Below are 24661 nucleotides of genomic sequence, written 5' to 3'. Positions count from 1 at the left end.
CACGTGTATTTATTTTTCCTACAACTGGAAGATTTTCACTTATTCGGCGCTTCATTTATTTTCTATGGAAACTGGCTCAGTTGCTTCAAAAATGAATGTACGAATATATCACATGAAATCTCAGTAAATATTCACCTTAATAAGCATATCAATTTTAGATTACATTTCGAATTCAATTGAGCTTATATATTCATCCATAAATTGCTAAAGATAAATTTTCACCTGCAATATATAGGGGAACTGGCGCCCTAAAATCTAAAACAGAAATTAACGATTACTGCCCCAGAATCTGGATAACCGGGCAATGCGATCCGACAAAACAGATTCGCACATCAATTGAGGAGGGCGGACGTGACATTCTTCCAAAACATCAAAATTATTACCAAGATCTCTACGGTCATCATCAGTTTGATCGTGGTGAGTCTCATCGTCTCGTTCGTCAGCTATACATCCAGCTCCACACAGACGCAGAACGCCAACTGGACGGACCATACCTATCAGGTGTTGGATAAGGTCAGCGACATGATGGCCGCCATGGTGGATCAGGAAACCGGTATGCGCGGTTATCTCGTTGCTGCTGACCAGAAGTTCCTAGAGCCCCAGATCGCAGGCGCCAAAGCCTTTCAGGAAGCCTGGGCCGCTGCCAAGAAGCTAACCTCCGACAATCCGGCCCAGCAGGCACGCCTTGATGAAGTCTCCAAGCTGGCCGAAACCTGGAACGCCAAGGTGGTCAAGGCAGAGATGGAGTTCATGAAGGACCCTGCGACCATTGAAAAGGCCCGCCAGATTGAAATCTCCGGTGCCGGCAAGGCCTCCATGGATGGCATTCGCGCCAAGGTAAAAGAGTTGGCTGACGCAGAGACTTCGCTGCTCAGCACGCGCAAGGCCGCCCTAGAATCAGCCGGCGAAATGGCCAAGATGACAGCGCTGGCGGGCGGGATTGCCATGCTGGTTATTTCCGGTCTGGGCCTCCTCGTTTTGAACGGAAGCCTGGTCAAGCCGCTGCGCGCCTTGAACGACTGCATGCTCAGCCTCGTCAAGGGCCAAAATGACGTGACTGTACCGGGTCGTCAGCGCAAGGACGAGCTGGGCGACATGTCGGCCGCCGTGGAAACCTTCCGCCAGACAGCCATTGCGAAGATTGAAAGCGACCGCGCCGCCGCCGAAACTCGCAACATGACGGAAGCAGAGCGCGCCCGCGCCGCCGAAGTTGATGCCAAGCGCGCCACCGAAATGGCAGAAGCCACATCCGGCCTGGCCGAAGGTCTGAAGCAGCTCGCCGGCGGCAATCTCGGTTTCGAACTGTCGCGCCCCTTTGCGTCAGACTTCGAGGGCCTGCGCAACGACTTCAACCTCGCAGTCTCCCAGCTGCGCGATACGCTCTCTTCCGTCGCCGAAGCCACCCGCTCCATCGACAGCGGCTCTCGCGAACTCTCCTCCAGCGCCAACGACTTGTCGAAGCGCACCGAACAGCAGGCGGCCTCGCTCGAAGAGACAGCCGCAGCACTCGATGAGATCACGACTAACGTCACTAACTCTTCCAAGCGCACGGAAGAGGCTCGCTCCATGGCTATGGATGCGAACAAGTCGGCGCGTCAATCCGGCGAAGTCGTGGCGAATGCTGTCAACGCCATGCAGCGCATCGAGGCCTCGTCGAGCCAGATCTCCAACATCATCGGGGTGATCGACGAAATCGCCTTCCAGACTAATCTCCTAGCGCTGAATGCCGGCGTGGAAGCCGCCCGTGCAGGCGAGGCCGGCAAGGGTTTTGCCGTCGTCGCCCAGGAAGTGCGCGAGCTTGCCCAGCGCTCCGCCCAGGCGGCCAAGGAGATCAAGGATCTCATTCGCACCTCGGCAGACGAAGTGGAAAATGGCGTCAAGCTGGTCACGGCGACAGGGGAAGCCCTTAAGGTCATCGAAGATCACGTCGTCGCCATCAACGGTCAACTGGATGCCATCGCCACCTCGGCCCGCGAGCAGTCGGTCGGCCTGTCCGAAGTCAACACCGCCGTCAACCAGATGGACCAGACCACGCAGCAGAACGCAGCCATGGTGGAACAGGCAACCGCCGCCAGCGCGACGCTGGCCGGAGAAGCTGACAAGCTTCGCCAGCTCGTCGGTCGCTTCCAGCTCAGCGGTGGCAGCGCTTCCGGCTATGGGCATGGCGGTTACGCCCAGTCCTCTGCCCCGGTCGCTGCCTCCAATCGCCATGCGGCAGCCCCCTCGCCCGCCCGAAAGCTCGTCAGCAAGCTTGCTCGCGCGGTCGGCGTCGGTGGTGGTTCGTCAGCCGCTGCTGCCGAAAGCTGGGAAGAGTTTTGAGAAAAGTGCGCAAAGGAGCCTGGGAGCCGCTGTTCGCGGCTCCCAGTATATATTCAGACTTTATCATGAGCGAAGCAGGCGCCTCTATCCCCTCGACGCAAGATATCAGGTGACCTCCGCATAGCGCCGCAAGTGCTCCAGCAAGCGCTTCGCAAAACGCGGCAATTCCGCTTCATGCCGCACGCATAGAAAAAGCTTTCGGTCAGCCCAGGCATCAGCAATCTCCAAGATCCGGAAATCCATGAATGTGCGGTAGCGTTGGGCCGCGCTGTGGGGGACGATGGCGACGCCTGCACCGCTCTCCACCATGCGAGCTATGCCTTCAAAGCCGTTCATCCGCATACGCACCTTGATGTCCCGGCCGAGTTCCCGGGCAAGGCGGCCTAGGAACTGCGATAGAGCGACCGTCTCAGGCATGCCAATCATCGGGAAATCAAGGATACGCGTATAATTGATACTTTCGTCCGTTACGTCAAAGTTACAGGGAGCGATCAGCACGAGGTGATCCGGTACGAAGCGCCAACGCTCCAAGCCTGTCATATCGGCCGAGGCGGCGACAATACCGATATCGGCTTCTCCATTCTTGAGCATGGTCACGACTTCATGGCTGGGCCGGTCGATGACGTCGACGCTGATGTCCGGGTTGGTGGCGAGGAAAGTGCCGAGCACCCTGGGCATGTGCTCAGCCAGCATATTCGTGTTCGACAAAAGCCGTACCTGACCGCTCCGCCCCTCTGCGAACTCGTCCAGTTCGCTCTCTACCCGCCGCGCATCATCAACAATCTTTCGGGCATGAGTTGCAAACATGTCGCCTGCAAGGGTGGTGCGAATGCCGCGACCCGTGCGCTCGAACAGTTCCACCCGGAACGCCTCTTCCAGCCGGCGGATACGCGCGCTCACCGCCGCCACGACAATGTTGTTCTCGACGGCGGCAGCGCTAAAGCTGCCATTATCAACGGCCGCCAGGAAAATTCGCAAATCTGTCAAATCGAACTTCATAGAAAGCTTTCATATTTTGTGAAATCAGCTTTTAAAAAATACCGCTTCTCAAAGCCAGATGTAACTGCGTATTACCTTAGACAAGTCGCCGATCGCGACACATCGTCTCGCCCTCCGATCCGGTGAAGGATCGTCAAAGAGCATTTTAGCTCGTCTCTTCAGAGATATGCGGCATTCTATCCGATGTGCATCTTTATGTATTGCGACGACAAGGCAATGGTTTGCGCGTGGGAGGCAGGCGTAAACTGATCAATATATTATTCACGCCTGATGAAAGCATCTGGTATGCCTCCATACTGTGGTTTTTTCGAAAGCCCGTCTGTTAAAGCAGTTTTGTTCCGCTATTCCAGCACCGCCCGATCGGTCGTGATCGGCCTGTTTGCGGCGTGCAGCCTTGTCGGCACGGTCTGCGCGCAGGATGCAAGCCGCCCCCAGGCAGAGCTGATTGCTCGCGGACGATATCTTGCAATGGCTGCCGACTGCGCAGCCTGTCACACGGCGCCGGAAGGTGGACAACCCTATGCGGGCGGATACGGCATCCAGTCGCCGCTCGGAACCATCTTCTCGACCAACATCACGCCGTCGAAAGTCAATGGGATTGGTGAGTACACCGAAGCGGATTTCGCTCGTGCGGTACGTGCGGGCGTCGCGAAGGATGGAACGCATCTCTATCCGGCCATGCCCTTCACGGCTTATGCGAAGCTCAGCGACACTGATATTTCGGCACTCTATGCATTTTTCAAGAACGAGGTGAAGCCGGTCGACCAAGCGTCGAGAAAGACCGAACTTCCCTTCCCGTTCAGCATCCGTGCGTCCATGGCGGTCTGGAACATGCTCTTCCTGTCGAATGAGCGGTTTCAGCCGGACGCTGCCCGATCAGCCGACTGGAACCGCGGTGCCTATCTCGCGGAAGCATTGGAACATTGCAGCACCTGTCACACGCCGCGCAATCTGTTCATGGCCGAGGATACCCGAAGTGCTCTGTCCGGCGGCACGGTCGGACCCTGGTCTGCGCCGAACATCACCTCGGACAAGACAAGCGGCATTGGCGGCTGGTCTGATGCGGAACTCCTCCAATACCTGCGGACAGGCCATGTGGCCGGCAAGGCGCAGGCTGCAGGCCCGATGGCGGAAGACGTCGAACACAGTCTGCAGCATCTCACCGATGCGGATCTGAGGGCGCTGGTGACCTATCTGCGCGGCACGAAGCCGGTTGCCTCCAGTGATAAGCAGCCCCGCTATAGCTTCGGCAAACCCTCGGCATCAGAGGCGAGCCTGCGCGGACTTCCAGGCCAGGCGCCGGCGGAAAACGGGTTTCACGTCTTCAGCGGTGCCTGTGCCAACTGTCATCAGGCCGATGGCAGCGGCAATGCGCACTATCCATCGCTCTTCAACAACACGGCGACCGGTGCAGACAATCCCGACAACCTGATTTCGACGATCCTGTTTGGTCTCAACCGCACGGTTGATGGCGTCCCCGTCTTCATGCCCGCCTTCGGCCCGGATGCCTCATTCACCGACAGGCTCTCGGACAAGGACGTCGCCGACGTCAGCAATTACGTTCTGAGCCAGTTCGGCAATGCGGCCGTCAAGGTCGGGCCTGAAGATGTGGCGCGGGTCCGCGAGGGAGGCAGGAAGCCATTTCTGGCCTTGGCTGCCCCGTATATCGCGCCAATTGCGGTGGTTGTTGCCGTGATCCTGCTGGTGTTCATCGGATTGGTGGTGGCACGTGGCCGACGCCGCGTCGCGCCTGCCTGACTTCGCCTTCGCTTCCGCTTCTGACTGCCGCCGAGGACTTCGCTTATGACCACCGAACGCGATAAAACAGGCTCCCCTATGGAATACGCCCTTCGTCGGCGTGATCTCCTGCGCGCAACGGTCGCTGTCGGGGGGCTGGCGACGCTGTCCAGGATCGCAATGCCAGTGCCCGCCGCGGCATCCGATGACGAGGCACAGCGGTTCACGCTGCTGTCGGAATTCCTCACCGGCTACACGCTTGATCCGGTACTCGGTGCCCGTTACCTGGCGGCGCTCGCAAAGCGCAACAAGACGTTCTCGTCCGACATCTCCGCGTTGCAGCATGTCGTCGAGCAATCCGGTGTCGCGAACATGGATGCCTTCCTGGCGTTAAAGCTCGCCGACCCCAATGTGATGAAGACCGCCACCAACATCGTCTCCGCCTGGTATCTCGGCGTCGTGGGCGAGCCTGAAGATGCCGAGCTCATCACCTATCGAGAAGCCCTTATGTACCGCCCGACCAAGGGCATCCTTTCCATCCCGACCTACGGTCCCGGCCCGAACGGCTGGGGACCAAAGCCCGGCAGCAAGATCTGACAGGAACAAGACAATGGCGAACGACTCTTATGATGCGGACCTGATCGTCATCGGCTCCGGCGTTATGGGCGGGCTGGTCGCGGCAAGTCTGGCGAAGGCCGGCAAGAAGGTGATCATCCTGGAGGCTGGTCCGCGCGTGGACCGTCGCGAGATCGTCGAGACGTTTCGCAATGCGCCCGTCAAGCTCTCGCTGGCGAATGCCAAGCTGCAAGGCGCCGGTTCGCCCTTCCCGAGCCTGCCGCATGCGCCGTCGACCTATGGCGATTATCTGCAATATGAAGGGCCGGTAAAATACAATACGTCCTACCTGCGCGTCGTCGGTGGTACGACTTGGCATTTCGGATCGGCGCTCTGGCGGATGATCCCCAACGACTTCAAGCTGCAATCACTCTATGGTCGTGGCCGTGACTGGCCCATCGGCTATGACGATCTGGAAGCCTATTACAACCGGGCGGAATTGGAGCTGGGTGTCACCGGCCTCGATGGCCAGGACGAGAGCGGTCAGGGCGGTGGCCCAATGCCGCCGCGCTCAATGCCCTTCCCGATGGAGCAGCTGAATTCCAGCTACATGTTCAAGACGATCGCCGAAAAGCTTTCCGTCGGCGGCTTCAACCCTGTACTGGAACCACATGGCCGCGCGTCACGCCCTTATGGGCGCCGTCCGGTCTGTGCCGGCAACAATAATTGCAATCCCGTCTGTCCGATAGGCGCCAAATACGATGGCTCAATGCACATCGACGAGGCCGAGAGGCACGGCGCCAAACTGCTCGACAACTCGGTCGTTTACAAGATCGAAGCCGGCGACGACGGCAAGATCACGGCCGTCTGGTATAAGCGGCCGGATAATTCCGAACACAAATTGAACGCCCGCTACTTCGTGCTCGCGGCCTACGGCATTGAGTCCGCCAAGCTGCTGTTGATCTCCACATCCAGCAAATATCCGAACGGCATTGCCAATTCCTCCGATCAGGTCGGACGCAATCTCATGGATCATACCGGGATCAGCATGAACATGTTGACCAAGGAGGATATGTGGCCGGGTGAAGGACCGACCGAACTTCTCGTCTACCTCAACCAGCGCGATGGTGCCTTCCGCAAGGACTATCCGAGCTACAAGATCAAGGTGCGCAATACCGTGCCGACCGCCCAGATGACGGAAGGCTTTATCAAGAAGGGGCTGCTCGGATCGAAGCTCGACGCAGAAATCCGGAAATATTCGGCTCGCTCATTGAACTGGGCGATTGACTTCGAGCCCCTACCCCTTCCCGAAAACCGCGTGACGCCGTCCAAAACCAAGTTCGACGCGCTCGGCCTGCCGGTCCCGGTTCTCTATTACAGCGTGACCGACTATTGGAATGCCGGCCGTGATCGCGGTCTTGAGGATCTCAACAAGATCGCCCAGCTTCTCGATGCGGAGGTCCTGTCGACCGACGTGAAGTGGCAAAACCGTCAGCATGTCATGGGCACGACGCGGATGGGCGATGACCCGAAGGATTCAGTTGTCGATCGGGATTGCCGGACCCATGATCACAGCAACATGTTCATCGCTGGCACCAGCGTCATGCCGTCGGCATCTTGCATGAACCCGACATTGACGGGTGCGGCTCTGAGTGTTCGGATCGCCGACACCTTGCTGAGGGAGATTTGAAGCATTTTAACGACATCTCATCGCAATAAATATCCAGATATCCGCTTTGTTGTAATATTATTAATCTTCAATATGTAGTTTAAATGCGCACTCAAAGCATAAATCTAATATAGATTTCGCTTTGTACATCGTCGTTGTTTAAACTGATCAGGACCTCGCGCATCTTGAGCCGACATTAATATTCAATTCATTTGAGAAACGTTGTAATTTTGGATTGACATTGTCGGACGACTGTTGGCGGCGGGCCGGACAGCCTGGTGGACCCAATGTCATTTCTAACAAATGCGAGCATTCGAACAAAAGTCCTATCTCTCCTGATTCCGGTGTCGCTGGTCGGCATTGGAGCAGCATCGATCCTGGCGAATGATTTCAAGAAAGCGGATGGCGTTTACGCTGACTTCGTCGCCAAGGACAACCAGGCGGAAGTCGACATGGTGGCAGCGACCCGAAGCCTGGTGGCGACAGTCTATGCCGCTCACGAGATGATCTTCTACGCGCCGAACGATCCTGCCTACAAGGTGGCAGCCGCCTTCTACAAGGAGAACACCGGAAGTCTGATCGCGCGTATGGAGCAGGCGAAGAAAGGTCGTCCTGAGGATGGCGCGAAAATCGACAGCTACATCGCGCGGGCGAAGCCTCTGATTTCCGTTACCGATTCAGCTGTGAAGCCCGGCGCAGTTGAGGCGGAAGCGCGCAAGGCGCTCGCCTTGGCGGACCAGCAGATGCCTTCCCTGCTGTCTGACATGCGCGATCTCACGACGGCGATGAAGGATAATATCAAAGCTCGCTCCGTCGAGCTCGGCAATAAGACAAATTCGACAATCATTACGTCACTGGTGACACTCGGCGTCATCTTCATCGCCAGCCTTCTCGCAGCCGTGCTGATATCATCGCGCGGCATTACTGGTCCCATTTTGCGCCTAAGGGAACGCATGACAGCGTTGGCCAATGGCGATACGGAAGCAACAGTCGAGGGCCGTGAGCGCCGCGATGAGGTCGGCCAGATGGCGGCGGCTGTGGCCGTATTCCGGGACAACGCCCTCGAACGTCTGCGTCTCGAGCGGGAGGCTGATGCACATCGCAGCCTGTCGGAAACGGAACGCTTGGCGCGCGAAGCACAAAAAGCCAAAGACGACGCAGACACCCAATTCGCAGTGGAACAGCTGGCGCACGCGCTCAGCCGCCTTGCCGAAGGCGACGTGGGTTACCAGATCGAGGTGCCGTTCGTAGCTCAGCTCGATGGCCTGCGAGTCAATTTCAACAACTCAACCACAAACCTGAAGCAGGCGCTTCGCGAAGTCGGTGCCAATGCGCGCAGCATCGATGCCGGGGCCAGCGAGATCCGCGCCTCTGCCGACGATCTGTCCAAGCGGACTGAACAGCAAGCATCGTCGGTGGAAGAAACCTCGGCCGCGCTTGAACAGATCACCACAACGGTCAAGGATTCCAGCAGACGCGCCGAGGAAGTCGGACACCTGGTCGCTCAAGCCCGTACTGGCGCCGAGAAGTCGGGCCAGGTTGTGCGCAACGCCGTCATCGCCATGAAGGAAATTGAGCGATCTTCAGACGAAATCACCAACATCATTGGTGTCATTGATGAGATTGCATTCCAAACGAACCTGCTGGCGCTGAATGCCGGTGTCGAAGCGGCGCGTGCCGGTGAAGCCGGTAAGGGGTTTGCCGTCGTTGCGCAGGAAGTGCGCGAACTTGCACAGCGTTCCGCCCAAGCGGCCAAGGAGATCAAGGCGCTGATTGTTACATCTGGCGATCATGTGCGTTCCGGCGTCACGCTCGTCGATGAGACCGGCCGGGCACTGGAGGTGATCGTGGCGGAGGTGCAAGAGATCAACCGCCACGTCGATGCAATCGTTGAATCTGCCCATGAACAATCAGCCGGACTGCACGAGATCAACAGTGCGGTGACCGAGATAGACAAGGGAACACAACAGAACGCAGCGATGGTGGAGGAGCAAACCGCAGCAAGCCATAGCCTGGCACGCGACGCTGCATCGCTCAACCAACTTCTATCCCGCTTCCGACTGGATGGGGTTGGTCGAGAAGCAACACCAGCGTCTGCGTCTAGCGCACCGGTCCACGCTCTACGGCAGAGGATCGCAGCGGCCTAACAAGATAACAGGCACTCAAAAAAACCACCCCGTTGAGGAACAGGCCTTGACGGGGTGACAGTAGCTCAAAGATCGAGCGCGATGCCGTCCTTACGGGATAACGATGCGCCGGTGAGCGTGCCGTTTTCCCAGTCGATGCGGATCACCTGTGCGCCGGCGATCGGGTCTTCAGTCCGTACAATCTCGAAGCCGCCCGCCGGCATCGTAAACTTAATGGGCGCGCGGCAGTCGTAGCGCGCTTCGCCACGGCGGTTCATGCTCGAGCGATTTTTGCCCACAGGTTCATTCCCTCTGAACGCAGTTCGCGATGATGGCTGAAGGAGATTTCGTGTCAGGGGATTTGGAACAGGTTAGCGATCGGATCATGGATAGAGACAAAGCGTTGCAGATGGCGCTCAGACTTGAAGCGCTTCATCATCCGTTCTCGTCTTCGGATTGGCGGATGGGGACTCTCCGCCCGATTGTTCAAGCCTTTGTGGGGCAACGCTCGACACCCGGCATGATCTGTCGCTTTGAGGCGGCTTAGGCTTGAAGCTTGTCGGTGATCATCACGCGCGGCGCGCGGCCCTGGCGCTTCAATAGCTTGCCCATCATACGCTTAGCCGCCTTGGCATTGCGGCGACTTTGCACCAGAACCTCCAGGACGAAACCGTCCTGATCGACGGCGCCGCAGAGCCAGTGCCTCGTGCCGCCGATCGAAACGACGGCCTCGTCGAGATGCAACTTGTCACCCAGTCGGCCCGCTGAGCAGCGGCAGATCACTATATCAATCAACGCGTGAGGGCTTGCATCACGCCAGACGCCCCCCTTGGCGCCACATACGCTTTCGCCCCCTGCGCTGATCAATTCTCGTTTCTCGATACCAATGAGGATGCCCTGGCTGTCCCGCTGACTGTTCCCAATGGAGAATAGTCAGCTATTCTGATCACCGTTTGCTTGCGACGGAGCGAAAATCGAGTCGAAGACACGACAGATGGGTTCTGACGCGTTCAGCTTTACGCCGCGAACAAGTGGATGGCTGCGTATTGCAGAAGCATGATGGTCTTTCCGTCACGGATTTCGCCCGACGCCATCATCGACAGCGCCTCCTCAATCGTGATCTCGAAGACAGCGATATCCTCGCCCTCATCGGCGTTACCACCGCCATCGGCAAGGCGATCCTGCGGCTGATATCGAGCAACAAAGAAGTGCAACCGTTCGGTCACCGAACCCGGGCTCATGAAGGCATCGAAAACTTGGCGCACCTCGTTCACATGAAACCCCGTCTCCTCTGCCAACTCCGCCCGAATCCGAACTTCGGGCTCGGCGTCGTCTAACAATCCGGCGGGTACTTCGATCAGAAGGTCGTCATGTCCGTTGACAAAGGCAGGGTAGCGGAACTGACGGGTGAGGATCACCGTGCGACGTTCGGGATCGTAAAGTAGGATGGCCGCGCCATTTCCACGATCATAGGTTTCACGCGACTGACGCTGCCAACTGCCGTCCTGCCGCTGAAAGTCAAAGACCGTCTTCTTCAGGACATACCAATTGTCCGACAGGACGGTGACTTCCTCTATCTTTACACGGTCAGCAATGCTCATGCCAGTTCCCTCGTCACTTGAAGAGCAGGCCATTCGCCCGCTAGACACGGATCATATTTTCATGCAATTTCATGCAGAGTCAATGATTATCGTGCATCTTGAGGAATACTGATTTCCGAGCGCAAGGGGCTAATTCAACACGTCCTCTATCCTGACGGACGGCGGATCGCCAAACCGTTCAGCAAGGAGATCGGTGCATCGGAGGACACGATGTTGCGGACCTGCGGCTGCAATCCTGCAGCCATGTGCATCAGCGTATCCCGGCTCACGTCGCAGCGGCGCACACGGGCGGATCGGTTCCGCTCGGCCATCCGGCACACGACATGCTCAAAGAGCTGCGGCCCGGCACCCGTGTTGCGGATCAGGAACGTCTCCGACGCGAGCGCCGACCGCGAAAGCGCCCGTCCACGTATTGATCGATAGCACAGGGCTGCAGGTCAACGGCGCTGGCCAATGGCTATAGGAAAAGCATGGTGTCAAATCCCGCAGGGGTTGGCGCAAACTACACCTGGCACTCAATGCCGACAGCGGCGATATTATCGCTCACCTCATGACGGATAAGGATGGCGGCGACGCCTCGCAGGTGGAGCCGCTTTGCTCAGTCATTGCTTTCGATGATCGCGATTGAAGCGGCTCGAAATGGCGTCAGCACTTCGGACTCGAGTCCAGATTCTGTCACCACAGTGGAGATTTCTGCCAGTGGCACGATGTCGTAGGGCGAGGCAGCCCCCAATTTTTCACGCGTAGCGAGAACGATTGTTTCCGCTGACTGGTGGGCAATAAGGCGTTTTATAGCGGCCTCTTCCCTGTTCCCTGTCGTCGCCCCCGTTTCAGGATGGAGACCTGTCACTCCCATGAAGAATGCATCAACGCGGATTTTTGCGATTGCCTCCGCACTTATGGATCCGACTGCCACGACAGAGTGTTTGAATAAGTGTCCACCCACCAATTCGACATCCACGAGGGGGTGACGCGCCAATTCGACGGCAATACTCGGACTATGCGTTACAACGGTGGCCTTCAGGCCAATGGGCAGTTGCCGAGCAAGCTGTATGTTTGTTGTACCGCCATCCAAGAACACTATCTGCGTCGGCTGGATCAAGCGGGCAGCGGCTCGGGCTATCATTGCTTTGGCCTTGGATGCGGTTCCCTCGCGCGAGGCAAAATCAGCAACCGCTGACGATGCCGGCAAGGCGCCACCATGGACCCGCTGCAAGAGACCTTCGCTCGCAAGCTCCCGCAAATCACGCCTGATCGTATCCTCTGACACTCCCAATTCCTGGCTGAATGTCTTGGCGATCAGACGCCCATCCCGACGAAGAATCTCCTGAATGAGGGCCTTACGTTCCGTTGTCAGCATATTGTCACTCTGCACGAAAACACTTACCAATGTATGATTTTGCACGCAATGATCACGATGTCCAGAGCGTGGCCAACCGACCAGTGCTTTTAGCCAGGGAGTTAATCCATGAGCATCTCTCAGCGCGTTCGCGTCGAACACGTCGCCACTCTGGCCAATGACTAGTACATACTGCAGAAGACCGCTTCTGCGCTTCAGCGCGCGCATGTCAGTTGGCAGCACCAATCGCGCAAAACCTATGACCGGGGGAATGGCGCGACCATCCTCGTCTATGACCGTTTTCGGCGGACCGTGGTTCACGCGGCAATTCCGATACCCGCATTCTTCAACGGCACGACGACCTTCTCATCGAAACTCCGACCGGCCCTCTTGGACAACGCGCACCCGGAGATCCGCATTCGGGCTGAAACCGAGGTGCAAACTGGCGTTCGGATACGCGAATAACGCAAGTCTTCGATATTTTCATGGGCCTTGGCTCCGTGACGGAAAGGCTGCATTTCTTCGTCGGAGAATACGAACCCGACGACCGCACCTCGAAAGGCGGCTGGAAATGGGAAGAAGGCGAGGATATTGCCGTCCTTGAAATCGTAATGGAAGAGGCGTTGGCAATGGTCGCGCCCCGGACAATACGCGATGCCAAAGACGATTAGGTTGCTCCATTACGCCGCACTTAGCCTGGCAAAGGAACCCCGAACAAGCACATCCAAGATATTATCGCGCAGAGGAAAGTAATGAATAAGGACAATGCCTTTCTGCACGCGGCAATATCCCAAAGAAAGCTTCAATTCCGGGTGACAAATCCGCTGGAATGCGCAGAAGTCTGACCTACCTTTCAGCCGATCGTCGACTTCCGCTCCGGAGCTTTGGCAGGATTTGAAATCCTCTCCCACGGAGTGTTCCTGAAGCCGGCGATATCAGTCCTGTGCAGGTCGTCCACTTCTCGAAAGGCATCGCCTCGTTGACGAATTGTTGCAGGCGTTGATGCCGGAGGGGTGGGCAAAGCCCGCTGACGCTCAGGCCTTGCCGCGATAGGCTTTCAACAGAGCGATATTGGAGGCATGTACCTCCCCGTAGGCCGCAATATAAATCAGTGAGCCGCTATTCACGTCGTCGCCCACGGCGTTGGAGAGCAGCTGCTTCCAGATTTCGCGTTCTCGGCAACATCCTCGTACATCGCCTCCACATAATTAGGGCCGCCTTGCGGGATTGACGGGAACATCGAAAGTCCTAGTGCAAACGCTAGGAGTAGTCCTATGACGAAGCATTGGCGCTCAGGCTGCATGACCTGCGGCCTTCGCCGGATGCTTACTCTACCCACATAACGTTGCGTCGACAAAGGATGGCTCGTAGCCACCCGCCACGATGCGGTCCGGATCGCCGTGGCAGAGAAGGATCTTGCGATCGGGAAGGAACTCAGCAGCCTGCCAGGACGACAGCGCCTCCGGCGTCATCCACAGAGTGCGGCTACCACGGTGCCGAAGGCCTTCCTCGTATTCCGCCCAGTTCGTGACCTTGAATTTCATCTTGACGATACGATGACGGCGGCAGGCGTCGTGCTTGAAAGGCATAATCGATCCACAGGGTTGTTTCAACACAAGTCGACTACGTCCCTACCGATGAAGTATCCATGCACCAACGCTGTTCAGAACCGGATGCTCTGGACACTGTCGCCTCCGCGACTGCGACAGTGTTGTGAGAGGGATATCAGAACCGCTTGCTGACCCGGGCCTGCGCTCCTGCGGATTTGTCCCCATCTCCTTCGACATTGAAGAGGAGATTAAAATCGAGGTTCCACTCATTTGCAGTTTCGACAGAAAGGCCCGCCGAGAGCGATCCGAAGGCACCGGAGCCGTCGATTCCGGAGAAGCCGCCAGTCAAGCCAACCTTTGGCGTCAGCTTTGTGTTGTTACTCAGTGTGTATTCACGTGCAATTTCTCCGCCCAGGCTAACCCGGAGTTGGTCCGAAGTGAACCCGTCGAGCGTGAGCGTATCGCCTTTGGCGTTTGATACGGTATAATCCTTGACCTGTTCGGAGAAGTAAACAGCCCGCAGCTTCGGTGTCAGCACCGTTGTACTGTCCAGATACCACTGGCCTTTGATGGCTGTGTCTGCCATCCAGCGTCGGGTGTCGAATTTTCCATTCCAGAACTGGGTGTCAATATCATTGGCCGACCCGCCATAAAGCAGGCTGGTGTCCCAGAACACACCTTTGCCAATTTCAAGCGAGGTGTAAGGACCCGCTAGCCAACCATTGCCGGTCAGCTTTGCATCGTCAGCGGTTGGGTCAGTCATGCGATCCATGTGGAACGACATCCCCACGAGAGCCTTGTCGGTAATGAGATAGTCAACTCCCGCAGACAGCATCCCAAAGCTGCCCCACTTACTGTCGTTCGCTGGCCGATTATGAAGCATCACTGTGCCATTCAGCCAGATATTGAACGGAGACGAAGCAATACCACCGAGCTCCTCGCCTGGTGCGCGGTTTGCGTTGTTTTGTGCTGCTTCCATCTGCGCAAGGCTGGTCGAGAAGCCCAAGGTCATGCCGTTGGAGGACGGCGAAACCCGCGTTGTGACCGGTTCTCTGGCATTTTCAACATTTCTGCGCTCAAGCAGGCCTGGAACTTTAATCGTCGATGAAATCAGGCTTTGGCGCGATTGGACAAAGTCTCTGACTTCACCGTCGATCTGCGTTGCAACCTTGGCTGGATCGTAGTTGAGATTATATGTCACGGTTCCAGTGCTGCTGCCGATGCCGCTTGTGAGGCTAAAGGTAATAACAACCGAACCGGAGTATCCTGTGGTTGGAGTAAACTTCAGATACCAGCCAACAGGGGCCACAGGTGCCGCTTGCGCGTAATCACCCATGGTGAGGGTTGCAGTACCTGCGTTTGGTGGCTGAACAGAAACAAGCTGTCCGTTGTTGAATGGTCCGCCAGTTGCCGTTTTGTCGAGGCGAGTGTCGGGAGGCGTGGAGCCGCTTGGCACATTGACGACCTGATTAGGAACAGTAACAGCCCGTTCCTTCACTTTCAGCCTGTAGCTTGCGGTCGCATTCGCACCATTTGCATCTGTGACTTTGACTGTGAAGGTATAATCGTTCTGCGTATTGGCTGCCAGCGTACCCGAGAGTTCGCCAGATGGACTCAAAGTCAGCCCGTTTGGCAAATTGCCAGACAGGATACTGAATGTCAGCGGTGAGGCACCGCCCGAAACAGCAATCTGCTGATTATATTTTTCGCCCGCCATGGCATCTGTCAGAGATCCCGCCGCTGACGAGAATGCAAGCGTGGTTGCTGACTGCGCGATAGTGATGGAGTAGGTCACGTTCGCTATCACGTTATTCGCGTCGGTAACCTTCACTGTAAAGATGCTAGTCCCAGCTGCGGTCGGTGTCCCCGAAATGACCTTAGAGGATGTACTGCCAGAGTTTATCGAAATTCCCGCCGGCAGAGAGCCAGATATAAATTGATAATCATAGGGCGCTGTCCCGCCGGAAACGGTGACGGTTTTGCTGTAAGCCGTGCCAACCGTTCCGGCTGTAAGGGCGCCTGCTGCTGGTGAGACGGTGAGGCCTGCTGCTGGCGGCGATACAGTAATGGAAACGGTAGCGGGTGAGGATGTGCCGCTGGTATTTGTTGCGGTGTAGGTAAAGCTGTCGGAACCGGAATATCCAGCGGTTGGGGTATAAGTGATGCTGGTTCCGGACACCGTTGCCGTGCCATGGCTTGCCTGAGTGGCGACGGCGACAGAAGCTGCGGTTCCACCGGTGATGTTCAAGGTGATGGCGTTGGCCGAGGAGTTTGCAGCAACGGTCGCAGTCGCGTTATTCGCGACAGGCACCTGATCAGCCCGCGTGACAACAATCGAATAGGATTTTGTGGTTGTGCCATCAGCAGCGGTGACGGTGACGGTGATCGTTTTGGCGCCGACATTCAGAGCAATATTGGACGATGCAGAACCTGAGGTCACTGTCGTACCGTTAACCTTCACGGTTGCACCGCTGTCATTCACCGTTGGGGTTACGGTGATAGACGTCACACCATTGGCCACGGACGCAGTGTAGCTGGTGGTTGCAGACGTGAATGACGGCGTTAGACTGCCGCTGGAGAGGGAAAGCGTTGACAGGGTGGCGTCTGTTGATGCTGCCGAACTATCGGTACATGTGACTCGCAACGTCAAGGTATTACCTTGACCTGCCTGATTGTCGGCGTCTCTCAGCAGATAAATATCCCGTGACCCTTCCGTGCCATTGAACGTGTAGCTGTTGCTGGCGTTAAAGTTTCCGCCATTGGATGTTTTGTTGTCTTTGTCTAGTATTAAAATATTTCCGTCATCGGCATAAATATTGATCGTCGACGAGTTCGTATTGTTCGTTGTTCCTGTCGATGATGCTGTAGCCGTTATCTTTTCTCCTATAGAAAATGGAGAAAAAGTAACGCCGCCATTGGTTAGGCGTTGTCCGCTCGGCGGGGCATAAACCTGCGTTGTGCTGTATTGGGTGTTAATATCTTGACAGGCCTGAGAAAGCGCTGCCTGCGCCTGCCCTACCATGAAGCAGGAAAACATCAATGCGAGCGCACCGTTAAAAGTTCGGAGCGACAACCACGAAAGCGACGATGAAAAGGCACTAAGAATACGGCTTAGAATTTCGCGCTGCACTACACTGCCCTCAAGAAACATAAAATTTATTGACCTATTCGTCGCCAAACAAAAGATTTGGTGCTGCGAACAATCGCCATAAGGGAGTAGGTCCACAGCAGCACATTCTCAGAATGCACCGCATCTTACCCGGCGACCGTAAGAACTAAGCCTGCACCCCGTTGGGATGAAGACGCCAACAATCCCATGAGAAAGCGGCGCCGTTTGCCCGTCTCACATGCGGCGTTGCGCACAGCGACAGCCTCGACTTCCACCAAAATTGGGTCATCCATGAATGGCAGTGTTTGAACAAGGGAGAATGCCGGCCGGATGGCAGCAAATGCTTCGCCATACGCCCGCGCCGCCTACATTCTCCACGCCAATGCGATGGGCAATACTCATGATAGACCTCGGATACAAATGGGAACGGGGAATCGGCCCGCGTTCTCTATACCAACAATATTCGTGCAATAACACGTAAAGTCAAGTATTTTCGTGCATTCGAAAAAGACCTGAGGCCTCATTCAGCGCGTGCTGGGCCGGGATGGACCGTTGAGAGCGAAGGCAATTGGCGTTGGTGCATGGATCACTTGATGGATGGATTTCGGTTTTTGATACAGTGGCTACGCGTTAGCTTGCCGAGCCTGAACGGAATTCGGGCGAGCACAAGCCAGCATGCAATTGAGGACGACGCAGCCGTGGGCGACTTCCGTCTGCTGCGCGGAAAATGAACGTGCTCGCAGCCGACGGCCGATGATCGACTTGTAGCGACCGATCGGGGTCTCAACCAATGACCGCTTTCCGTAGCCGGTCGCCACCTGCGACTTCATCTGGCCATCGGCATTGATCGACGCGATATGTTGGTTTAGTTGATTGGAGGGATCGGCGTCCTGGCGTTCGCCCTCATTGGCGCGCGGCGGGATAACTACTGCGGCATCGGCGCTGTGCCTGGTGACGGCGCCATAGGTCGGTTCACCGCCATAGTCTCCATCAGCCGTGAACCGCGCGATCGGCATGTTGATCTTGTCAAGCAGTGGCCCACCTGCGAGGCATTCCCCTGCATCATGGCCCGTCAAGACGTGTGCAATGATGTTGCCGCTATCAACATCCAGCTCCAGATGCAGTTTTTGCCAACCTCGACGGGATTTGACACTATGTTTTCGTCCAGCCACTGGCCAGCACCGTAGACTTGCAGCCCTGCGCTACCGAGCAGGACATGCAAGGACGCTATCTCCGGCGTACAACCAGAGTCATCGCTCCGCCTGTTCGGGGCTTGCAAGATCGGAACAGCGCGGCTGTCCACCGCGGGTCATGCGCTTCGGGGCCTGCCAGGACGACTGCGCGTCAGGCGCTATCCGCCGTGTAGGCTACCACGGTGCCGAGGGCCAGCCTCGTGTTCCGCCCAGTTCGTGACCTTGAATTTCATCTTGCCGATACGACGACGGCGGCAGGCGTTGTGTTTGACAGGCATGATCGGTCCGCCGGGTTGTTTCAACCCAAGCCGATTACCTCGCCGCCGATGAAGTATCCATGCGCCAACGCTCTCTGGGAGGTCATTGCCGGAAGGAGCCGCGGTCGAGACTCGAAACGAACAATCACCCTGTTCGCAAGCATAGGCTTTACAATCGAGGATTTTTCCGCACTTCGCCATGTCCGCAGCAAGCTTGAGCAGACCGGGCTCTACGTCGATCTCGATCTGCTAGGGTGAGGACTCAATCATATTATTGAAATGGCGCGATGAACGGCCATGATATGCGAGGAGAAGCGCACACGAATAGGTCCGGCACCCATTCAAGCGCTTAGACAACGCAGATCGCAGCCGTTCGCGCGTCCCCCCGCATAATCCTGACAGGATTATGCTCGGGATGTGGTCGATCCGGCGAGCTACGTCGTTCAAAAGCCTCGCCGATGCCTTTGCATCGTCTACGTTTTTCGCCTCGTATCTCATCCGGATCGCCTCACACCATTTCAACAAGATGATTGGGTCCTCACCCTAGGCTGACGGCACCAGTCTGAACCTTCTCAATCTTAACTTTTGCAACGACGGATTTTCCGACGACGGGAGAACCGTGTCCTCAAGAAAGGAAGATGAACATGTCCCGCATGAACTCGTCCGAAGTGGCACCCGACGGCGCAAAGGCGCTCTATGGTGTCCACCACTACGTGACGACGAAGACAAAGCTTCGGGATGAGCTGAACCGGCATCGTAAACTTAATGGGCGCGAGGCACTTGTAGCGCGCTTCGCCACGGCGGTTCATGCTCGAGCGACTTTTGCCCACAGGTTCATTGCCTCTGAACGCAGTTCGCGATGATGGCTGGAGGGGATGTCGTGTCACGCGATCGCATGATCCCGCTGCCATCTCAGGAGAGCATTTGACGTCAGATCGGTTTGAACAGCCCCTTTTTTGACGCCTCCTCCCCTAAATTTCAGGTGGGACGCCTATATGGACAAAGCGAATTTCACAGAAGAGTTCAAACGCAACGCGGTGCGCCAGATGACCGAACGGTCTAATGACAGGACAAGACGTCTTTTACCCAAAATCTATGTTACAGCCCCATGTATCGATGAGGTTCACCCAAAGTTCGATCTTGAACATTTTCCCAAACTGCGCATCCCACTTGGATATGATTTCGTCGCAAAGCGCCTGGAATTGAGGTTGAAGCTCACCATCACTTGTCGCGATCTGGATCACAACATCAGGAATTGCCCCATTATTGACAGCCGTTGCGTTGAACGCAATTGCGGTGCACCGATTAAGCTCAACGATGATGTCATGGTCGGGAACGTTAAAGACATCTTTGGTGGCTTGATAGATGAGGTTCATCACTGACGTAGCGTCACCAGCCAATCGTTGCTCTGCCTGGGCGGATTTGGGAAACAGTCTGATATATGCCATTCGTATGCTCGGCCTCGGGCTTCCATTGCCTGTGTCTAGGGGAGAACTGCAGGAAGACTTTCTCGGTCGAGGAGAAAGCTCCATCGGAATCGGGATGATCGAAGGTAGATCCTATTTCCGATCGCTTTTTATCTCCATCAACTCGATCGGAAATCCGATCGACGGCTCCATGTCCATCTTGACCTCCCTGGAAACATCGGAGGAAAGAGAGTCCGTGACCCGCCAGCCAAGCTTCGACAAGCGTTTCAGATCGGCGTCCATGTTGGGCGTCAAAAACCCGATTTCGCTCAGATGCCCGATGGGCGCGCCACAGCCAGTATCATAACCCAGCTGCTGCTTTTCGACCGGCTCCATCAGTTCAAGATAGAACTCGTCGCTCACCCAGGCTCCGCTGACGGCAGCCTCGCCCTTGAAGAGGTCACCCTCAACCCGCACGAACCCGTCTGCGCCGATGCCGAAGGATTCGGCCAGCAGCTTCTCGATCCGGTCGATGTCCTCGACGCGGATGCACACGTGGTTCATAATCAGTCGGTTCTCTTCACGGCACTTGCGGGCTAGCCGCAACATGCGGCTCTCGAATGCGTCATGCTTGTCTTGTTGTTCCATGCATATTTCCTCCGATGGCTGCACTGATCTCATGGTCAATGGCGTAACTAATAAACGGGTCTCGAGCGCCTTGCGGTCGAAGAGCAACAGATGCCGTGGCGGCAGATCACACCTCGCCGGCTAAGCCTTCTGCGGCGTAAATTTCCTTTCTCCCCCGGCGCTTTGGCGCACGCACGGGGCTTGGGCCTGATTCCTCATCCGCCAACGGCAATATCGACCGTTCGGCGAAGCTCAAGGCGGCCACGAGCGCGTTTGCAGCCGCAATGGAATCCTTTCGTCTCAATGCCTGAAAGATCTCGATCAAGTGCGCATGGATCCTGCCGACGAATTCGGGTGCCTCGAAAATCGCATTGGATGGCGGAGCGACATGAACCCAGGCATATTCGATCATCTCTATGAGGGCGCTTGACCCTCCAATGCGATAGACCTCCATCAAAATCGAGTTGAAACGCTGCGCGTAGCCTGCGGTCCGCCCATCTTCGATCTCCAGCCTTATCGCCTCGGCTCTTTCAAGCAGACTGGTCAACTGCAACGGCGTGATCCGCGCGGACGCTCTCTCCAGCGCGAGCGTTTCGAGCCGGACCGTAATCTCGTAGAATTCGCTGAACCTCCGCTGCGAGATGACCGGAACACGCGCGGAACGGTTCTCCTCGACGGTCAACGCACCTTCCTCTCCCAGGCGCTTCAAGGCCAGACGTACGGGCATGGGGCTCACGCCAAATTCCTCGGAAAGTTTTCTGATCTTCAGCGTATGACCCGCGGGCCAACGGCACTCCATCAAGTCCTTCCGGATGGACTTGTAAATCTGGTCGGCGATCGTTTCCTTGGCGCCCTCTGTCAAGTTCTTGGCATTCATGTCTTCCGGCTTTCAGTGATATGCGATGTTTCAGCGGTGCATGTCAGTTGGGCATTTGCTTGGGGGTCGGGGCACGACATTGCAGCCATCATGCTTTCTCGACTGTTCCTGACTTAACGATCACCCTGTGCGCGCCATCTGGTCAATCCAAGCAAGGCTGTCGCAACTGCGTGATGGCATCCATAATAGTCGCAAAGCAATGAACAGGAAAACCGCTCCTTCCATCGTCTCGGGGCAGGTTCAGCCTCCAGGCTTCTCCGTGTACCGCGCCAGCAAGGATGTCAAAAGCCATCGAAAGATCGGCCGTGTACCTCGCCATAGGTCCGCATACGGACAGCGGAGACTGGACCAGCGCGCCCGGATTGGGCGGGACCCGCCCACGCTGCGAAACGACGCCATAGCTCGGCCTGTGACCCCACACGCCACAGAAATGCGACGGTATCCGGATCGAGCCGCCAATGTCACTGCCGAGTTCGAGCGCGGTGAACCCTGCCGCCAGCGCGGCAGCAGAGCCGCCTGATGAGCCTCCAGGCGAGCGGCCGAATCCCACGGGTTATTCGTAACCCCGAAGATCGGGTTGTAGCTCTGGTGGTCTACGGCAGCGACCGGCATGTTGGTCTTGCCCCAGAACACGGCGCCAGCCTTCCTAAGGCGTGCTACCGCGTCGGCATCCCGTACCGAGCGATAATCCTTCAGCTCCGGCATGCCCCCTGTACAGCCGAAACCTTTCACCTCATATGTATCCTTGATGGTCATCGGGAGACCGGCTAGAGGTCCTGAAATCTCGCCATTGTCGTCCGCCTTTGCGGTCGAGCGTGCAAGATCCATTCGGGTCTCGATGACTGAATTGACCTGCGGCGCGAGTTTTTGAAACCTGCCTGTCATATGCGCGAACAGTTCGACCGCAACAATGCGACGGCTGTGCAGTTCAGCCAAGGTCTCGGTGGCGGTCCACCCGTGCGGGGCATTTGTTTTCGACATCATTCCCTCAGGCTGTTCAACGACGGAAATTGGATCTCAAGCCGCTCCGGCCTTTATGTCTTCTGGGTTCAGGCAACACCCGCCTGACCACGCGAGCCCTTAGGGTGAGGACCCAATCATCTTGTTGAAATGGTGTGAGGCGATCCGGATGAGATACGAGGCGAAAAACGCAGACGATGCAAAGGCATCGGCGAGGCTTTTCAACGACGTAGCTCGCCGGAGCGCCCACATCCTCAAAGGACGCGTGAACGGCTGCGATCTGCTGTGTCGAAGCGCTTGAATGGGTGCCGGACCCATTCAAGCGCGCTTCTCCTCGCATATCATGGCCGTTCATCGCGCCATTTCAATAATATGATTGAGTCCTCACCCTAGTCTGCAGGCCCTCAAACTCCGCCACCGCCAGTGCTGCGCCAAATTGTTCGCGCCGCATGAAGCCAACCGTCTTGTGCTGGTCATCGCAAAAGGCCAACACGTGCGCACCTTGGGCAAACACGTGCGAAGCGTCCTTCAGGCTTGCATTCATCGGCAGGCTCTTGTCCGCGGCATCCGGAACACCGCGCTCCATGAAGCGCCCGACCTTGAAAATCCGGGCACGATCGACTTCCGCCGTGAACGCTCGCACGTAATCGTCTGCCGGGAAGCAGACGAGTTCCTCGGCTGTTCCGCATTGCACGAGGCGGCCCTGCCGCAGGATCGCAATCCTGTCGCCAACGCGTGCCGCTTCCTCGAAATCATGTGTCACAAAGACGACGGCCTTGGCGAGCGTCGACTGAAGTCGGAGGATCTCGTCCTGCATTTCACGCCGGATGAGAGGATCCAGCGCCGAGAAAGGCTCGTCCAACAGCCAGAGAGACGGGTTGCTGCACAGGCTTCGCGCAATACCGACGCGCTGCTGCTGACCACCGGAAAGTTCGTGCGGAAAATGATCTACCTTCGACTTGAGGCCAACCAGCTCGATCATTTCGAGTGCTGCGGCGCGGCGTGACTTGGCATCCTGCTTCTGGATTTCCAGCGGCAGCTCGACATTACCGAGGACGGTGCGGTGGGGCAGAAGCGCAAAATTCTGGAAGACCATGCTCATATGTTTGCGCCGCAGCGATAGCAGGTCCTTGCGCGCCATACCGGTGATCGGCGAACCGTCGAAAAGAACTTCGCCCGCACTCGGTTCGATCAGCCGCGTCAGGCATCGCAGCAGGGTCGACTTGCCCGATCCGGATAGGCCCATGATAACGAGCGTTTCACCCCGCTCGACGCCGAGATTGATGTCGGCGAGGGCGACATAGGCGCCCGATGTCTCGGCGCGGGCAATCACTTCCTCAATGCTTTCGCTGCCCGAAGAGACCGCCTCGTTGCCGCCGTAGACCTTCCACAAATGCCGGCATTCAACGATCATGGCTTCTCCCCCAGTTTGGATGCCTGAAACTGGCGGGACTCGTTCAGCATGATCGGATCCGAGGACGTATATCCACCATCAACGACGATGGTCGCACCGGTGACAAAGCTCGCCCTTGGGGAGGCAAGAAAACCAATCACGTTGGCAACTTCTTGCGGAGTGCCATCACGGCCGAGCGGCGTCACTGAGGCAGAATCGGAAGACCCTTCCGTTGTCATGTCCGTGGATATCCAGCCGGGCGCGACCGCGTTGACGCGAATGTTTCTGGCTCCGTAATTGCAGGCAAGACTGCGCGTCAGGTTGATCAGGGCCGCCTTGGACGCGGCATAAGCCATGCTGGCGTAGGATCCGACATAGCCATCCGTGGACGAAACCATGACGATGGAGCCGCCGTCGACCAGCGCATTTTGCAGCCGTACAGAGAACCGCAGGATCGAACTCAGATTGGTCTCCAGTGTCCGCACCCAGATCGCCTCGTCATAGTCCGAGAAATCCTCGAACTCGATCATGCCGGCATTGAAGATCAGCGTGTTGAACCGAACACCCGCGAGTTCCTTCAGGAAGCGGTCCTGATCTTCCAGCGAACTCGCCTCCAGCTTGTGAAGCGTCACGCGACGCCCGAGGCTTTCGCCGAGAGCACCAAGGCCTTGCGCCACATCGGAACGGTTCCGATAGGTTACATGAAGATCGTAACCTTCGTTGAGAAGCAGCTCTGCCGTCGCGCGGCCAATGCCGCGAGACCCGCCTGTCACCAGTGCGATTGGAGCATCCCCATGAATAGACATGTCATTCCCCTTTTGAGCGGCCCGTTTTGACGGCACGAGAACTTATATTTTCTTGCGTTATTAGAAGCACAAACAAATCACAAATCAATTATAAAATCGCCAATTACCGCCTAATTATCCAATTTTGAGATAAAATTG

Annotated in this window: 17 protein-coding genes and 6 pseudogenes; 9 read left to right on the top strand and 14 right to left on the bottom strand. The window is 56.8% G+C overall.

From position 1 onward, the window contains the following. Nucleotides 1-351: 351 nt before the first annotated feature. A complete protein-coding gene (locus Q2T52_RS14865) occupies nucleotides 352-2319 on the top strand; it encodes a methyl-accepting chemotaxis protein (RefSeq protein WP_302077556.1) in 1968 nt (655 codons plus the stop codon). A 105-nt stretch (nucleotides 2320-2424) separates the two neighbouring features. Here Q2T52_RS14865 and Q2T52_RS14860 read toward each other — a convergent pair whose 3' ends face one another. Next, nucleotides 2425-3318: a LysR family transcriptional regulator gene (locus tag Q2T52_RS14860; RefSeq protein ID WP_302077555.1), complete on the bottom strand. Its 894-nt coding sequence runs from the start codon at nucleotides 3316-3318 to the stop codon at nucleotides 2425-2427. Between the two features lie 333 nt (nucleotides 3319-3651). Here Q2T52_RS14860 and Q2T52_RS14855 point away from each other — a divergent pair, with 333 nt between their 5' ends. The 4 genes from Q2T52_RS14855 (at nucleotide 3652) to Q2T52_RS14840 (ending at nucleotide 9426) form a co-directional block, all read left to right on the top strand. After that, complete coding sequence (locus tag Q2T52_RS14855; RefSeq protein ID WP_302077554.1) at nucleotides 3652-5076, top strand: c-type cytochrome; 1425 nt, start codon at nucleotides 3652-3654, stop codon at nucleotides 5074-5076. 45 nt (nucleotides 5077-5121) lie between these two features. Then, nucleotides 5122-5652, top strand: a complete 531-nt coding sequence (locus Q2T52_RS14850; RefSeq protein ID WP_302077553.1) for a sugar dehydrogenase complex small subunit — start codon at nucleotides 5122-5124, stop codon at nucleotides 5650-5652. Nucleotides 5653-5665: 13 nt separating this feature from the next. Continuing rightward, the gene (locus Q2T52_RS14845) at nucleotides 5666-7300 is read left to right on the top strand and encodes a GMC family oxidoreductase (protein WP_302077552.1); all 1635 of its coding nucleotides are present in this window, start codon (nucleotides 5666-5668) and stop codon (nucleotides 7298-7300) included. Between the two features lie 266 nt (nucleotides 7301-7566). Beyond that, a complete protein-coding gene (locus tag Q2T52_RS14840; protein WP_302077551.1) occupies nucleotides 7567-9426 on the top strand; it encodes a methyl-accepting chemotaxis protein in 1860 nt (619 codons plus the stop codon). Between the two features lie 65 nt (nucleotides 9427-9491). Here the strand turns inward: Q2T52_RS14840 and Q2T52_RS14835 are convergent, their stop codons facing one another. The 3 genes and pseudogenes from Q2T52_RS14835 to Q2T52_RS14825 form a co-directional block, all read right to left on the bottom strand. Next, nucleotides 9492-9704, bottom strand: coding sequence for a hypothetical protein (locus Q2T52_RS14835; RefSeq protein WP_302077550.1), 213 nt, complete (start codon nucleotides 9702-9704; stop codon nucleotides 9492-9494). Further along, a pseudogene (locus tag Q2T52_RS14830) lies at nucleotides 9680-10185 on the bottom strand (IS6 family transposase); the annotation flags it as partial. The gene Q2T52_RS14835 and the pseudogene Q2T52_RS14830, both read right to left, overlap by 25 nt. Before the next feature lie 236 nt (nucleotides 10186-10421). Continuing rightward, nucleotides 10422-11006, bottom strand: a complete 585-nt coding sequence (locus Q2T52_RS14825) for an NUDIX domain-containing protein (RefSeq protein WP_302077549.1) — start codon at nucleotides 11004-11006, stop codon at nucleotides 10422-10424. A 400-nt stretch (nucleotides 11007-11406) separates the two neighbouring features. Here Q2T52_RS14825 and Q2T52_RS14820 point away from each other — a divergent pair. Next, a pseudogene (locus Q2T52_RS14820) lies at nucleotides 11407-11613 on the top strand (transposase); the annotation flags it as partial. On the opposite strand, the gene Q2T52_RS14815 reads toward Q2T52_RS14820, so the two are convergent. Further along, nucleotides 11605-12366: a DeoR/GlpR family DNA-binding transcription regulator gene (locus tag Q2T52_RS14815; protein ID WP_302077791.1), complete on the bottom strand. Its 762-nt coding sequence runs from the start codon at nucleotides 12364-12366 to the stop codon at nucleotides 11605-11607. The pseudogene Q2T52_RS14820 and the gene Q2T52_RS14815 overlap by 9 nt on opposite strands. A gap of 464 nt (nucleotides 12367-12830) precedes the next feature. On the opposite strand from Q2T52_RS14815, the gene Q2T52_RS14810 reads away from it, so the two are divergent. Continuing rightward, the gene (locus tag Q2T52_RS14810; RefSeq protein WP_302077548.1) at nucleotides 12831-13016 is read left to right on the top strand and encodes an NUDIX hydrolase; all 186 of its coding nucleotides are present in this window, start codon (nucleotides 12831-12833) and stop codon (nucleotides 13014-13016) included. Between the two features lie 768 nt (nucleotides 13017-13784). Here the strand turns inward: Q2T52_RS14810 and Q2T52_RS14805 are convergent. The 3 genes and pseudogenes from Q2T52_RS14805 to Q2T52_RS14795 form a co-directional block, all read right to left on the bottom strand. Further along, nucleotides 13785-13934, bottom strand: a pseudogene (locus tag Q2T52_RS14805) (IS5/IS1182 family transposase); the annotation flags it as partial. Nucleotides 13935-14070: 136 nt separating this feature from the next. Further along, nucleotides 14071-17025 (bottom strand): cadherin-like beta sandwich domain-containing protein, encoded by a 2955-nt coding sequence (locus tag Q2T52_RS14800; protein WP_302077547.1) that lies wholly within the window; start codon nucleotides 17023-17025, stop codon nucleotides 14071-14073. 602 nt (nucleotides 17026-17627) lie between these two features. After that, nucleotides 17628-18475: pseudogene (locus tag Q2T52_RS14795) on the bottom strand (transposase). A 72-nt stretch (nucleotides 18476-18547) separates the two neighbouring features. Between Q2T52_RS14795 and Q2T52_RS26935 the strand changes: the two are divergent. Both Q2T52_RS26935 and Q2T52_RS14785 read left to right on the top strand, forming a co-directional pair. Then, nucleotides 18548-18706 (top strand): annotated as a pseudogene (locus Q2T52_RS26935) (ornithine cyclodeaminase); the annotation flags it as partial. A gap of 392 nt (nucleotides 18707-19098) precedes the next feature. Continuing rightward, complete coding sequence (locus tag Q2T52_RS14785; RefSeq protein WP_302077546.1) at nucleotides 19099-19317, top strand: hypothetical protein; 219 nt, start codon at nucleotides 19099-19101, stop codon at nucleotides 19315-19317. A gap of 219 nt (nucleotides 19318-19536) precedes the next feature. Here Q2T52_RS14785 and Q2T52_RS14780 read toward each other — a convergent pair whose 3' ends face one another. The 6 genes and pseudogenes from Q2T52_RS14780 to Q2T52_RS14755 all read right to left on the bottom strand — a co-directional run bounded on the left by Q2T52_RS14780 (nucleotide 19537) and on the right by Q2T52_RS14755 (nucleotide 24523). Beyond that, complete coding sequence (locus tag Q2T52_RS14780; protein ID WP_302077545.1) at nucleotides 19537-19902, bottom strand: hypothetical protein; 366 nt, start codon at nucleotides 19900-19902, stop codon at nucleotides 19537-19539. 111 nt (nucleotides 19903-20013) lie between these two features. Continuing rightward, complete coding sequence (locus Q2T52_RS14775; RefSeq protein WP_302077544.1) at nucleotides 20014-20595, bottom strand: VOC family protein; 582 nt, start codon at nucleotides 20593-20595, stop codon at nucleotides 20014-20016. A 19-nt stretch (nucleotides 20596-20614) separates the two neighbouring features. Then, a complete protein-coding gene (locus tag Q2T52_RS14770) occupies nucleotides 20615-21364 on the bottom strand; it encodes a GntR family transcriptional regulator (RefSeq protein ID WP_302077543.1) in 750 nt (249 codons plus the stop codon). A 142-nt stretch (nucleotides 21365-21506) separates the two neighbouring features. Further along, a pseudogene (locus Q2T52_RS14765) lies at nucleotides 21507-22192 on the bottom strand (amidase family protein). A 496-nt stretch (nucleotides 22193-22688) separates the two neighbouring features. Then, nucleotides 22689-23738 carry an ATP-binding cassette domain-containing protein gene (locus tag Q2T52_RS14760; protein ID WP_302077541.1) on the bottom strand — a complete coding sequence of 350 codons (1050 nt, stop codon included), beginning with the start codon at nucleotides 23736-23738 and terminating at the stop codon, nucleotides 22689-22691. Continuing rightward, nucleotides 23735-24523: an SDR family NAD(P)-dependent oxidoreductase gene (locus tag Q2T52_RS14755; protein ID WP_302077540.1), complete on the bottom strand. Its 789-nt coding sequence runs from the start codon at nucleotides 24521-24523 to the stop codon at nucleotides 23735-23737. Before Q2T52_RS14755 ends, Q2T52_RS14760 begins: the two co-directional genes overlap by 4 nt. Nucleotides 24524-24661: the final 138 nt, after the last annotated feature.

The organism is Rhizobium oryzicola, from assembly GCF_030504645.1.
Taxonomy (GTDB): domain Bacteria; phylum Pseudomonadota; class Alphaproteobacteria; order Rhizobiales; family Rhizobiaceae; genus Neorhizobium; species Neorhizobium oryzicola.
The sequence above is the reverse complement of the archived record's forward strand: the minus strand, read 5'-3'. Positions and strand labels throughout refer to the sequence as shown.